Annotated in this window: 10 protein-coding genes; 7 read left to right on the top strand and 3 right to left on the bottom strand. The window is 41.9% G+C overall.

From position 1 onward, the window contains the following. Positions 1-7 precede the first annotated feature (7 nt). From HY58_RS05445 to HY58_RS18735, 3 genes are read left to right on the top strand one after another with little or no spacing between them, the layout of a single operon-like run. The gene (locus HY58_RS05445; protein WP_052323866.1) at positions 8-2539 is read left to right on the top strand and encodes a YfhO family protein; all 2532 of its coding nucleotides are present in this window, start codon (positions 8-10) and stop codon (positions 2537-2539) included. Next, on the top strand, positions 2536-3441 hold the full coding sequence (locus HY58_RS05440) for a glycosyltransferase family 2 protein (RefSeq protein WP_172644604.1): 906 nt from the start codon (positions 2536-2538) through the stop codon (positions 3439-3441). The genes HY58_RS05445 and HY58_RS05440 overlap by 4 nt, the downstream gene beginning before the upstream one ends. A gap of 3 nt (positions 3442-3444) precedes the next feature. After that, positions 3445-4230 carry a glycosyltransferase family 2 protein gene (locus tag HY58_RS18735; protein ID WP_052323865.1) on the top strand — a complete coding sequence of 262 codons (786 nt, stop codon included), beginning with the start codon at positions 3445-3447 and terminating at the stop codon, positions 4228-4230. Positions 4231-4234: 4 nt separating this feature from the next. On the opposite strand, the gene HY58_RS18730 is transcribed toward HY58_RS18735, so the two are convergent. Then, a complete protein-coding gene (locus tag HY58_RS18730; RefSeq protein WP_052323864.1) occupies positions 4235-5185 on the bottom strand; it encodes a glycosyltransferase family 2 protein in 951 nt (316 codons plus the stop codon). Positions 5186-5242: 57 nt separating this feature from the next. On the opposite strand from HY58_RS18730, the gene HY58_RS05425 reads away from it, so the two are divergent. Together HY58_RS05425 and HY58_RS05420 are read left to right on the top strand one after the other, a co-directional pair. After that, positions 5243-6100: a hypothetical protein gene (locus HY58_RS05425; protein WP_039129004.1), complete on the top strand. Its 858-nt coding sequence runs from the start codon at positions 5243-5245 to the stop codon at positions 6098-6100. Between the two features lie 2 nt (positions 6101-6102). Next, positions 6103-6930 (top strand): FkbM family methyltransferase, encoded by an 828-nt coding sequence (locus HY58_RS05420; protein WP_052323863.1) that lies wholly within the window; start codon positions 6103-6105, stop codon positions 6928-6930. Here HY58_RS05420 and HY58_RS05415 read toward each other — a convergent pair. Next, positions 6927-9641, bottom strand: coding sequence for a gliding motility-associated C-terminal domain-containing protein (locus tag HY58_RS05415; RefSeq protein WP_256381571.1), 2715 nt, complete (start codon positions 9639-9641; stop codon positions 6927-6929). The two genes, HY58_RS05420 and HY58_RS05415, sit on opposite strands and share 4 nt — an antisense overlap. Positions 9642-9743: 102 nt before the next feature. Here HY58_RS05415 and HY58_RS05410 point away from each other — a divergent pair, with 102 nt between their 5' ends. Then, positions 9744-11231 carry a lipopolysaccharide biosynthesis protein gene (locus tag HY58_RS05410; RefSeq protein WP_039128998.1) on the top strand — a complete coding sequence of 496 codons (1488 nt, stop codon included), beginning with the start codon at positions 9744-9746 and terminating at the stop codon, positions 11229-11231. Here the strand turns inward: HY58_RS05410 and HY58_RS05405 are convergent, their stop codons facing one another. After that, positions 11232-11990: a menaquinone biosynthetic enzyme MqnA/MqnD family protein gene (locus HY58_RS05405; protein ID WP_039128995.1), complete on the bottom strand. Its 759-nt coding sequence runs from the start codon at positions 11988-11990 to the stop codon at positions 11232-11234. 26 nt (positions 11991-12016) lie between these two features. On the opposite strand from HY58_RS05405, the gene purB reads away from it, so the two are divergent. Beyond that, positions 12017-13360 (top strand): adenylosuccinate lyase, encoded by a 1344-nt coding sequence (purB, locus tag HY58_RS05400; RefSeq protein WP_039128993.1) that lies wholly within the window; start codon positions 12017-12019, stop codon positions 13358-13360.

Here is a 13360-nt window from a genome sequence, read left to right as displayed (position 1 = left end):
CTGGCACATGAAATCCAACTGGTTCAAACAGGCATCGCCTCATATTTATGCCATCCTTTTCTTCCTGGTGGTATCAATTATCTATTGTCAACCGGCCCTGATGGGCAAGGTAGTTGAGCAGCACGATATTATCGGCTGGAAAGGAATGGCACAGCAATCTTTTGAGTTCAAAGAGAAATATGGCCATTTCCCTCTATGGTCCAACTCCATGTTTGGCGGTATGCCGGCATATACCTTTACCTCTAACGGTGCGCCGGTTGAAACCATCTACCTGCAAACGCTATTAACCCTTGGGATGCCCGTTCCCGTAAGTTTTTTCTTCCTTGCCTGCATAAGCTTTTATTTTCTTTGCATGGTAATGCGTATAAGGCCCCTCGTGGCAGCGCTCGCAGCAATCGCATATGCATGGGCAACCTATGACCCTGTGATCATTGCCGTAGGTCATAATACCAAGATGTGGGCCATTGGGTATGCTCCCGCTGTGGTGGCATCTCTGCTCCTTATATATGAGAAAAAATACCTGACAGGAGGTGTATTGCTGGCACTTTTCTTTGGACTTCTAACAAGTACACAACATATCCAGGTTCTATATTATACTGCAATTGTTATTGCCTTTATCAGTATCGCATACCTGGTTAACAGCTTTCGCAATAAAGAAATCACCACTGTACTTCCTGCATTCGGAGTAGCGCTCCTCGCGGCGGTGGTTGGATTGGCAACTTATGCTATCAGCTGGTATCCGCTGCAGGAGTACTCAAAAGAAACTATGCGGGGTGGACGATCTGAAATAACCGAAGGTGTTGATGAAAAAAATAAGACTGCTGGTGGATTGAACAAAGACTATGCATTTGGATGGAGCTACGGTATCAGCGAAACCCTCACATTCATAGTACCTTCTATATATGGTGGTAGTTCAGGAAATGTAGTAAATGGTGAAGCCGTATCTGAATTTGGAGAAAATACAAGAACAGCAGAAGTGCTTGCTGAAAAAACAGGCATGCAGGGCGAACAGGCTGATTCTTTTGTAAAGCAGCTTCCAGCCTATTGGGGTGCACAGCCCGGAACATCGGGTCCGGTATATTTAGGCGCCATTATCTGCTTCCTCTTTATCCTGGGAATGGTTTATGTAAGATCATGGCATAAATGGTGGATCCTCGCCGCTACAATTGTTGGGATCATACTTGCCTGGGGTAAGAATTTTTCCTCCATCAATTATTTCCTTTTTGATTACCTGCCTTTCTACAATAAATTCAGGGCCCCTTCCATGGCCATGATCATACCGCAACTCACCTTTCCATTACTGGCCGCATTGGGATTGGAGCAGTTCATGAACAGTGATCATAAATCAGCAGAAGACGAAAAAAAATTCAGACTAACGGCCATGATTACCGGCGCGGTTATACTTCTCTTGACTGCCTTCTATTTCATGGCTGATTATAGTGGTGCAGGTGATGCCGCCCTCAAACAACAATTATCGAGCATGATGATGCAGGGCCAGCAAACTCCAGAAATACAACAACAGGCCGCAGACTTTGGGCAGTCTGTTGTTTCAGCCCTCCGCGATGATCGAAAATCCCTATTTGGTGGCGACCTGTTACGTTCTACTATTTTAATCTTACTGGCAGGAGGCTTACTTTATTTTTACCGCAAATCACAAGTAAACCAGGTTGTTTTATTGTTGGGATTACTGGCCGCAAGTACATTTGACCTTATCGGTGTGGGTACCCGTTACCTTAGCCACCGGAATTTTGTGGAGCCGGAAGAATTTGAGGCAACGCTTCAACCAAATGCAGCCGATCTGGCCATAAAAGCTGATACCCGCCTCCCCTTCAGGGTGTTCGACCAATCGACCAATGCAAATCCTTTCGAAAGTTCGAGGGCTTCCTATTTTCATAATTCAGTTGGAGGATACAGTCCGGCTAAACTGGGTCTCTATAATGACCTCATCCAGCAACAGCTCAGCAAGGGGAATATGCAGGTGTTCAATATGTTGAATACGAGATATTTCATCATGCAGAATCCCGCCGATGGAAAGGCGGTTGCACAATCAAATCCCGAAGCTTTTGGCCCTGCCTGGTTTGTAAGGGAAGTTCGTTTTGTGAAGGATGGCAACGCCGAGATGAAAGCCCTTGATAGTGCAATGCTTCGTGAAGTGGCCATCGTTCAGGAAAAATACCAGCAGTCAGTTGGCGCACAGCCTCAATATGATTCAGCATCAACTATCCAATGGGTGGAAAATCTCAATGATAAGGTGATTTACAAAACATCTGCCGCTACAGATCAGTTTGCCGTATTCAGTGAAATATTTTATGATAAAGGATGGAATGCATACCTCGATGGCAAGTTGGTTCCCCACGTTAAAGCAAATTATGTGCTTCGCGGAATGAAAGTTCCCGCGGGCAATCATGAACTGGAATTCCGTTTTGAACCGAAAGCTGTGCAGACGAGTAAAACGATCTCAACAATCAGTGCCAGCCTCGTCTATCTTTTACTTGCACTGACGGCCTTCCTGGCATGGAAACGCAAACAGCTGCCATGATCTCAGTTATCATCAGTTCCTATAACCGGGCCGATTATATTGTCAATGCCATTGACAGCCTCTACAACCAGACCGTTGATAAAAATGGTTATGAGATCATTGTGGTTGACAATAACAGCACTGATAATACCGAAGAGCTATGTCGGAATTATATTGCCAGTCATGGAGATGCTAATATCATCTTCCTTAAGGAAACCAGCCAGGGTTCTTCCTATTCACGGAATGCAGGTGCCCACGCTGCAAAAGGTGATTTGTTTACCTTCATTGATGACGATGCTCTTGCCTTCCCTGATTTCCTGGAAAAGATTCGCCGCTTTTTTACTGTACATCCTGAAGCAAGTGGATTAGGCGGCCCCATCATCCCTAAATATATTCCCGCTGAACCCGAATGGATGTCTTACTATGTTTCCTCACTGGTAGCTAATTTTGACTACAGCGATGAGGTTACAGAATTCAGTAAAAATCGCTACCCCTTTGAACCAAATATGACGGTTACGCGGGAAGCATTCTTTGCGATCAACGGTTTTGACACCAATCTTCCCGGCGTGGTAGGTAAGCTCAGGATTGGTGGTGAAGGGAAGGATTTTTTCTTCCGACTGAAGGCACTTGGATTCAGGATATTTTATGATCCTGAAGTGAAAGTTCATCATGTGGTTGAAGTGAAAAAATTGACCAGTGAATACCTATACAGGGTTGCCTCAGGACAAGGCCGCGGTGAAAGAGTAAGGGTTAAGAAAATCGGGGCATCAGCCTATTACAGTAAAGTAGTTGAATTTATTTTCAAGCTGGGTGCTGCAATTATCTTGGGAATAGGTTATGCTTTAAAAGGGAAACCTAAAAAAACCTGGCCTGTTATAAAGTTCAGGATCGACGCACTGAAGGGATTGACGCAGAAATTTTAAAACATGGAACTCAGTATTTCCGTCATAACTATCTGCTTCAACAATCTTACCGAATTGAAGGAAACCTGCTCTTCGATCGATGAACAGCAGTCCCCTCCCTGGGAACACTGGATCATTGATGGCTCAACTAATTCAGAGATCAGGGATTGGTTGGTGGGCACTCAACACCCACTCTATCGTAAATGGATATCCGAACCAGACAAGGGCATTTCTGACGCTTTTAATAAGGGCATTATCCGTGCAACAGGAACGATCGTCAACATGCTCAATTCTGGCGACCGCTTAAGAGATGCTACTGTTTTGGAAACAGTGGCAAAAGCCTTTACAGACAATAACGGCATTACCTGGCTTCATGGCAAATGCCTTACTACGCGGGGTGGAAAACAGGTTGTTTTAGGCAAACCTTTTGATAAAGAAAAGCTTTACAGGGGTATGCGATCTGTCTGGCACCAGACCATGTTCGTGAAAAGATCATTGCATGAAAAGTATGGACTCTATGACACTTCAATCAGGATCGCCATGGACTATGATTTTGTCTGCAGGATTGCCAGGGAACCATTTCTTTTCCTGGAAAAAGAACTGGTGATCTTTGCTCCGCATGGGGTCAGCCAATCGAGTTATCTTGACGCACTCCGCCAGATGAAACAGGTGTATCAGAAATATTTCGGTAACAGTACGCTACTCGAAATATGGCAGCTTCGTTTGAAAATGCTGTATTACCTGCTTAAGAGTCCGGCGGGAAAGTTCCTCTATAATATTAAGACAAAACTTAAACTGGAAAATATTTAAGGCCTCATAGTTTGATAAGCAGGCTCCGGATATAGGTGGCCGTCATCAACAGCTTAGAGACTAATCCTTTTTTAAGAACTGATGTGGATAAAGACGACTGCACCTCCAGCATTGTTTTAACTATATGATGAACTGGCCCTTCATAAAGTGCAGAGATCTCAGCTGGTTTACGAATTCCAAGGTTGCGATACAATCGCCAGTAATAATCAAAAACGAAGTAGTTGCGGAGTATGGATGCACCCATAGTCTGCAGCAGCAAATGATTCTCCGGAATCTGAACTTCTTTCACCAGGAATGTGTACTTGGTTACCTGCTCGGCATTGAATCCGATCTGCAACAAAACATTATCAATGTACTTCCACTTTCCTTCTTTTTGAATGCATCTTATATAGTATTCAAAGTCCACCACATATTTAAATCTGCTATTATACAACAGGCCTATGTCTCGCCTGATCAGTGTACAACTGGGATTACCCACATAAACTTTTTTGAAAAGATGCAATGGGCTTAATCGTAACATGGCCAGGTCAAGGGCATTACATTGAACCACCTCCCTCCGTCCGCTTTCCTCATCCACATTTCGAAAAGCTGAAAAGAAAAAAGGGCAATCGGGATCATTCAGCGTTGCCTGGTAAAAGGTTTCGAGAGAATTTTCATCCGTGAACCAATCATCATCATGCATAATTTTGATCCACTTACCCCTTGCCTGGCGGATACCTTCATTCCAGTTTTCCGGGGTGCCGAGGGCTTTTTCATTTTTGAAATAGCGAAGATTCAATACTGAACTGATATTGCGGCAAAAATCCCCCACGGAGGAATCGGGACTATCATCGGTGATCACAACCTCAAAATCACGGAAGGTTTGTGTTTCAATGCTGGAAATTAAACGTTGGAGATAATCTATACGCTTATAGGCCGGAATACAAATAGATATAAGAGGTTGGCCATTTATCATGAAGCGATTAATTGTTTACTTTCGCAAAATACGCATAGCATTCAAACAAAAGTAAAAATGGCTCGAATTGCAGCCGTAACCATTTTATATCACCCAGGTAAATCCGTAGCGGACAACATCCTCTCCTATAGTAAATCAGTTGAAAAAGTATATGTCATAGACAATACTGATGCAATTGGCAATAATAATGAACAATCATTTTTGTCCATACCAAATGCCATTTATTTCGGGGATGGCAGAAACCAGGGAATAGCTGTCAGATTGAACTTAGCAGCGGAGATGGCCATTAAGGAGGGTTTTCATTTTCTATTAACTATGGATCAGGATTCTTACTTTGAGCAAAGTGAACTTGAAAAATACCTGACCTGTTTTCAAAAGTGTGAAGACCCCTCAATAGTTGCAATGTACGGGGTTGCTTTTAACGAATATGTAGAATCTTCAAAAGGATGCGAAGCAAAGGAATCACTAGATCTGATAACCTCGGGCAGCATTTTAAGTTTGAGTCATTTTAAAACGCTGGGCGGTTTCGATGAAGCACTTTTTATTGATGAAGTTGATTTTGAATATAATTATCGTATCAGGGATAGCGGATATAGATCACTATTATATACAGGTATACGACTCGAGCATAGCCTGGGTAGTAGTGGAATGTATAGATCGCTAACGGGTGCCAAAACCAGTCGAAGCCTGCACAGTCCATTGCGTATGTATTATATGGTACGCAATTTTTTTTATGTAAATAGAAAATATGGATCAGGATTCGCTGAACATAAGAGGAAGAGAACCAGGTCTCTTATTAACCGTTTAAAGAATAACCTGATCTATAATAATAAACGATTGCAGGTGTTACGTATGGCATTTAGGGGCTATTTCGATTATCTTGCTACCAAAACAGGTAAAATAAACTCCAACTAATAGTGGGCAATTCATTAATCTCTAAGATCAGTTCAGATGCAGTAAGGAAACTGAAAGCAATATTTAATAACCCATACAGTTCGTTTGGTATAACCTGGCCACAGGTAAAAAAACTTCGGAATAGCTCTTCCGGCTCAACACACCAAATGTTTCTCTTTGGTAAACCTTTTTATTTCGGAAGTGGAAATGAAGTGCTTCACGCACTGGATGAGATTTTCATTGATGAATATTATAAGATTGATTTCGGCACAGATTCTCCTTACATTATAGATTGTGGTGCACATATTGGGATGAGTGTGCTTTATTGCAAACAGCAATATCCTGAATCAAAAATTATAGCTTTTGAGCCGGACTCAGGAAACTACGAACTCCTCTCTAAAAACATTGCCTCTTTTGAATATAAAGATGTTGATCTTAGGAAGGAAGCTGTATGGATCGAAAACACCATACTTAATTTTGCCGGCACAGGCAGTATGAGTTCCCGTATTGAAGAGAATGCCAATAATTATTCCACCTCGGTAAAAGCAATACGACTTAATGATATACTGGTGGAAAAGGTGAATTTCTTAAAGCTGGATATCGAGGGCGCAGAATACAAAGTCATTATTGACATCCACGAAAAACTGCACCTGATAGAATATCTTTTTATAGAGTACCACGGTTCTTTTTTGCAGAACAGTGAATTAAATGAAATTCTGCAGATAGTTACAGAGGCCGGGTATAAATATTATATAAAAGAGGCAGCTGAATCATATCATACGCCCTTTAGTAGAAAAGGACAAAAGCCCGATTATGATCTTCAATTAAATATTTTCTGCTTCAGGAATTAACGTATAAGCTCAATTGTACCCTTCTTATTTACAATACCACATGCAGAACTACCTTTCAACTGGTACACATAGGTTCCCGCAGGTTGGCGTATCCCTTTCAATGTTCCATTCCAGCATTCTCCAGGTTTCTGAGAATTATATACCTGCTGACCCCACCTGTTCCAGATCACTAACTGATACCCTGATAAAAAATCCAGGTTAGATGCTCCGTAGCATTCATTTTTATTGTCGCCATTTGGTGAAAAAGCATTTGGCATCTTAATATCTTCACCGCCGTTAATAGCGCTGAAGTTTACTAGGGTGGAATCAGTTACATAACAACCATTGGTATCAAATGCCTTAACATAATACATTGTACTACCACCTGGGGCAACTCTGATGTAATTAATTCCTGTTTCAATAATTGAACTTTCCGGTAACCATTCTAATCGTGCTGCACCGATTACTTCCAGGGTTGCTACCGTTTGTTTACAGTCAATATCATTTGATTTTTCTATACTTATTTGTGGTAGAGGCTTTATAGTTACAATGCTTGTGAGCGTGTCTGAAATATTACATAACTCATCTTTGATAATAACTTTAAAAATGCCTGATTCAGTACCATCCAATGACAGCACTGCATTATCCGATATAAAATCAGCAGCATTATACCATTCATATGTTGTACCTCCAGTGGCTCTTATCGTTGTCTCCATTCCTTCACACAAGTCGATTTCACTTTCGCTAAGAGTAAATTCAGGAATTGGTTTAACTGAAACCTGAACAGAATCTATGACTTTGCAACCTGGAGCTGATTCGGTAGAAACATAATAGGTTGTTGTGACACCTGGACTTACTTCAGGTGTTAGCGAATTACTATTACTTATATTGGTATCAGGATACCATTGGATTGAAGCCGGAGCATCCGTTTCCACAGAAAGCAGCTTCTTTTGGCCTGAACAGATCTCTACATCAGAAATAGCATTTATGAAAGGGGCTTCATCAACATTAACGTGGATGTATTCAGAGAACAAATTATACTCACTCAACATTATGTTATCGAGTGCAAATACATTACTCCCCGTGGGTAAAAGTCCGGTTACAAGTTTTATTTCGATTTGATCTGAACTCCCTGAATTCCAGAATAACTGGTACTCTTGCCAGGTACATAAGGCACCATTTCCAAATTCAACCTGGTCAATTTTTGCTCCATTGATATAAACATGAATCCGTGGATTTCCTGTTTTAAGATTTGAGATAGAAAAACCAAAAATATAATCAGTACCTGTAGATATAGTTTTGGTATACTTCCAGATGGTTGTACCGGTAATCATTTCTCCATTAACCAGCATCATCCCACTAGCAGGTGCAGGCAGGTCACAATTTATCTGGCCATCCCAGGCTTTGGGATTATTTCCTATTGTATAATTTCCCGGCACCCCGCCCGTTGGTGAAAACAAATAATCAGAACTGAATAATTCATTACCAGATTGAAAATCACCATTAACGATCAGGTTATCACCTAATTCTATTCTATTAATGAAAATTTGCTGGGATGCATCCGCTATTATAGTTTGTTCACGAAGCCCCAACCCAGTACTGCCGGTTGAACTATTCCAGCAATAAGAAATGGATTCTGGGGCTGTAAATTTTAATTCTACTCCCTTACATACAGTTGTATCTAATAATTGTAAAGGGGAACCATCACCACTCCCAATTAAAATTGATTTTTCCACCTGGGCAAGGCATCCATCTGAAAAAGTGGATGTTAATCTGATAGGGATATTCTGTAACGTATTGCCGAAATCTATTGTTGGTGTAAATGAATCAGAAATACCAGCGGTACCGAAATCCCATCTAACTTTTTCTATACCCACATTATCAGTAATAAAACTTACTAGCGATGGATTACACAAAGACTGTCTGAATCCAAAATCAATTTTCTCATCGCAAATAACGGTACATGAATCCTGCACGAATGAACACAAAGGATTAGTTGCATTTATGGCAGCATCACCAACAATAGATCCATTCCAGCTCGCATTACCTTGCTTATTTTGCAGGTCATCAAATTGGTAATAGGCTTTAAGTCCTGTTTGAGTTGTTGGGGATGGCAATGGATTATTTAAATACGTACGTAATTCATCCTGTGTTCTTGCAACGTCCCAAATTCTTACCTCATTTATATATCCTATCAATGCTGTTCCATAATAACCAGGCTGCCAGGCATATTCTCCTATAGTTGTTATCCAATTATTGGTTATCATATTTCCTGAGCACGGCACCTCACTCAATAAGAATCCATTTCTATAAAATTTCAGAGTGTTACCGTTATACACCATGGCAATATGATATGTTTTGTTTGACTCAAACTTACATACAGGCGCAGTTCTGAAATATCCGTTGGTTGTTGTTATTTCAGCACGATCTGCTCGCAGGAGGTAATTTGCATCATTAGGATCGCTCTGTTTAGAAACGATATCGCCCTGGCCATGAGATGTTGTGTCAAGAGGCAGTGCTGTACGCGTAATCATTGCCTCAACGGTTAAGTGGTTTCCCGGTATATCTAGATCACCAATTCGCACTCCACCCCCAGGCGCTTTAATATTTAACCAGCTATTGCAATCTGTAGCTAATGGCACTATTGGTGTTTGAGCCAATATTTCGTTTAATATTATAAATTGAAATAAAAGTAGAAGAAGAAAGGAAGGGTAAGGTTTAATAAAATTCATGGGTTCTAAAAATATTCCACCACGAATAAAGAAAGAATAATTCATTTATACCAGAAATATTGTGGACTTATATTGGAAAATTAATATTTAGTTTTGGCCTCAATGGGCAGTATCCAAAAGCAAAGCATCAGGTCCACCGTAATCATCATCCTGGGATTCGCGGTAGGTGCTTTCAATATGCTTTTCCTGGTGCCCCGGATTCTTTCTCCTGAAATGCTTGGACTCACCCGCGTTATTACCGACGCCGGATTAACCCTGGCAACACTTTGTACACTCGGCAGCCTTCCCGTCATCTATAAATTCTTCCCCTTCTACAAATCATACCTGAAGCCGGAGAAGAATGATCTTCCCTTCGTTACCGCCATGGTATGCATCATCGGATTCATTATCATGTGCCTCGCGGGTTGGCTGGGCCGAGACATCATCGAGAGAAAATTCTCCGAACGGTCACCCCTATTCGTAGAATTCAGCTACCTGGTTTACCCTTATTGCTTTTTTATCCTGTTCTTCATGTGGCTCGAAGCATTTGGATGGTCTTTCCGGAAAAGCATAGCCACCAACACTCTCCGCGAACTGCTTCCCCGTTTACTGTTTACCGTTCTACTCTTATTGCTGACCGCTAAAATGATCAGCGATAACCGCTTCCTCCAGTTATTCTCCCTCTCCTATATGGTATCAGGATTCGTTCTGTTCCTGATCCTCCGCAAAACAAAACAGTTCCTCTTTGTCCCCAAAATAAGTTCTGTTACTGACCGGCTTCAGTATAAAATGGCCAGCTTCGGCTTTTTCATTTTCGGTTCCCAGTTCCTTAACCTGCTCTCACGCACCATCGATACTTTCATCCTAACGGCGAAAGGTGACCGCGGACTTACTGATACAGCAGTACTGACCATCGCTACTTATATTGTTACACTTCTTGAAGTGCCGCAGCGTAGCATGAATTCTGTAACCATACCCGTTCTTGCCGAATCCTGGAAAAACAAGGACCTGGCTGGTATTAAAAGCATTTATAAGAAAAGTGTTGCCAACCTGCTGGTAGTGGGGCTCGGTATGTTTGGACTGATCTGGTTGAACCTACATAACCTGTCAGGACTGCTGGGAAAAGATTTTGCAGGCATCGAAAGCGTTATTCTTTTTATGGGTGCTGCAAAGCTTATTGACCTCGGTACCGGTGCTAACGGACAAATAATGGGAACTTCCAGCTATTGGAAAGTTGATTTCATTGTTAACGTGGCATATACCATCCTCGCCCTGCCAATGAATTATTACCTGATCTCCTATTATGGTTTGATGGGTGCGGCTTATTCAATGCTCATCTCACTCACGTTTTATAATATTCTTCGCTTCTCTTTCCTGTTCCTGAAATTTAACATGCAGCCTTATACGCTGAAAAACCTGCTGGCAATTGTGATTGCCGTTGCAGCAACCATTTTGGTAAGCTTTATTCCTACCCAATCAAATATTTTCCTTGATACATTTATCAGATCAGTGGTATTCCTGATCCTTTTCATTCCAACTACATACATCAGTGGAATCTCACAGGAAATCAATTCCACCATCGAGAGATATCTGCCATTAAAGAAGAAATAATTATTTTACCTGGAATCCAAAACGCTGCAGATAATCAAGGTAGAGTTCCAGACCTTTCATTTTTTCTGCATCCAGTTTATATATGATGTCTTCCGTATAATATTTATGAAGATCATAGGCAGGATACGGATGTTGCGTGATCACCTCTTCCAACCTGTTCAACCCATATTCATTTGCTGCATTAAAAGAGGCTATAAAATCTGAACTAATTGGTTTATTGCTGATCCATCCTGCAAAAACAAATGGAAGTCCTGTCATCAGTTTCCAGGCTTCACCAAGATCATACACATAACGCGAGCGGCTTCTTTGTTCAAGGGCCCTGTCGCCTATCACCACACCAGCCGTGGTGCTGGTTATCCTTTCACGGAAATCATCGCGGGTATCAGTGATAACAGGATCGATCTTCCAAAACTCCTTCATCAATATGCGGGCAAGCCTTACAGAAGTTCGGCTTTGATAATCGAGAAGCACCTCTGTTATTGCCTCTACAGGCACTTCACTGAACAGGCATACAGAGGCCACAGGACCATCGCAACAGATGCCATAATCAGCTACAAAATGATGTTGCCTTAACCTGGGTATAATTGCTACAGGCACCAACCCAATATCTATACTATCGTCGAGTAGCTTTCCCGCAATATTTGCAGGGAAATCCATTTCCAGCGTTATCTCGTCTTGCAGCATTCCTTTCTCCAGTCCATAGATCAAAGGCTTTGTATTCAGGTAACTCACTGCTCCCACTCTGATTTTTCTGTCCAATCGCTTTAATTTAATTTTGCAAATATATGGAACTACAATCCCTTACTGCCATCTCTCCTATCGATGGACGTTATCGTAACCAGCTTCAACAATTAGATGAGTATTTTTCTGAATATGCCCTGATGAAATACCGGGTGATCATTGAAGTGGAATATTTTCTTTTTCTTGCTGATAACAGGTTTTTCAAACTCCCTGTAAAAGCGCGCAACTTCATGAAAGAGGCTGCAGCAGGTTTCAGTACGGAAGACGCCCTCAGCATCAAGGAAACGGAAAAGATCACCAACCACGATGTGAAAGCAGTAGAATATTTTGTAAAGAGTAAGCTCGAAGCCTGCGGCGCTGCCAACCTGGTTGAATGGATTCATTTCGGACTTACCTCGCAGGATGTAAACAACACATCAGTTCCCCTTAGCTGGAAAAACGCGATGGAATTCGAATACCTTCCTGCATTGTTAAACCTCAATACCGCCTTCCGTAACCTGGCAGATAGCTGGCGTGATATACCGATGCTGGCACGCACCCATGGTCAACCCGCAAGCCCAACAAAACTGGGAAAGGAAATGATGGTATTTGTTGAGCGACTGCAAAACCAGGTAGAGCAGTTGACGCATATTCCCTACACAGCCAAATTCGGTGGTGCAACCGGTAACTTCAATGCTCACCATATTGCCTATCCTAAAAAGGACTGGGTTAAGCTCGGCAATACATTTGTTGAATCCCTGGGCCTTCAGCGCCAGCAATTCACTACCCAGATTGAGCACTATGATAACCTTGCCGCTCATTTCGATGCGCTGAAAAGGATCAATACAATCCTAATGGATTTCTGTCGCGATATCTGGACCTATATCTCCATGGATTATTTCAAGCAGAAAACAAAAAAAGGAGAGATAGGATCTTCGGCTATGCCACATAAGGTCAACCCTATCGATTTTGAAAATGCAGAAGGTAATCTCGGCATCGCTAATGCACTGCTGGAGCATCTTTCAGCAAAACTTCCTATCAGTCGCCTTCAGCGTGATCTAACCGATTCTACCGTTCTCCGCAATATAGGTGTGCCATTCGCGCATATCATTCTCGCCATCCGTTCAATTGAAAAAGGACTTGGCAAACTGGTGCTGAATGAGAAAAAGATCAACGAAGACCTCGAAGCCAATTGGGCCGTTGTAGCGGAAGCCATCCAAACAGTTTTGCGAAGGGAAAATTACCCCAAGCCCTATGAAGCGCTGAAGGATCTGACAAGGGGTAATGCAACCATCGACAAAAAAGCCATCCATAATTTCATCAATGGTCTTAATACAACAGCAGCCGTTAAAAAGGAATTGAAAAAGATCACTCCTCAAAACTATACCGGCATAAGCGCCAACTATTAA

The sequence above is a fragment of the Flavihumibacter sp. ZG627 genome, from assembly GCF_000814325.1.
In the GTDB taxonomy this organism is placed as follows: domain Bacteria; phylum Bacteroidota; class Bacteroidia; order Chitinophagales; family Chitinophagaceae; genus Flavihumibacter.
This window is presented reverse-complemented; position numbering and strand designations above follow the sequence as displayed.

What these genes read in the sequence shown, in the direction of transcription:
- HY58_RS05445 (WP_052323866.1), top strand. Translation starts at nt 8, where the DNA reads ATGAAATCCAACTGGTTCAAACAGGCATCGCCTCATATTTATGCCATC.
- HY58_RS05440 (WP_172644604.1), top strand. Translation starts at nt 2,536, where the DNA reads ATGATCTCAGTTATCATCAGTTCCTATAACCGGGCCGATTATATTGTC.
- HY58_RS18735 (WP_052323865.1), top strand. Translation starts at nt 3,445, where the DNA reads ATGGAACTCAGTATTTCCGTCATAACTATCTGCTTCAACAATCTTACC.
- HY58_RS18730 (WP_052323864.1), bottom strand. Translation starts at nt 5,185, where the DNA reads ATGATAAATGGCCAACCTCTTATATCTATTTGTATTCCGGCCTATAAG.
- HY58_RS05425 (WP_039129004.1), top strand. Translation starts at nt 5,243, where the DNA reads ATGGCTCGAATTGCAGCCGTAACCATTTTATATCACCCAGGTAAATCC.
- HY58_RS05415 (WP_256381571.1), bottom strand. Translation starts at nt 9,641, where the DNA reads ATGAATTTTATTAAACCTTACCCTTCCTTTCTTCTTCTACTTTTATTT.
- HY58_RS05410 (WP_039128998.1), top strand. Translation starts at nt 9,744, where the DNA reads ATGGGCAGTATCCAAAAGCAAAGCATCAGGTCCACCGTAATCATCATC.
- purB (WP_039128993.1), top strand. Translation starts at nt 12,017, where the DNA reads ATGGAACTACAATCCCTTACTGCCATCTCTCCTATCGATGGACGTTAT.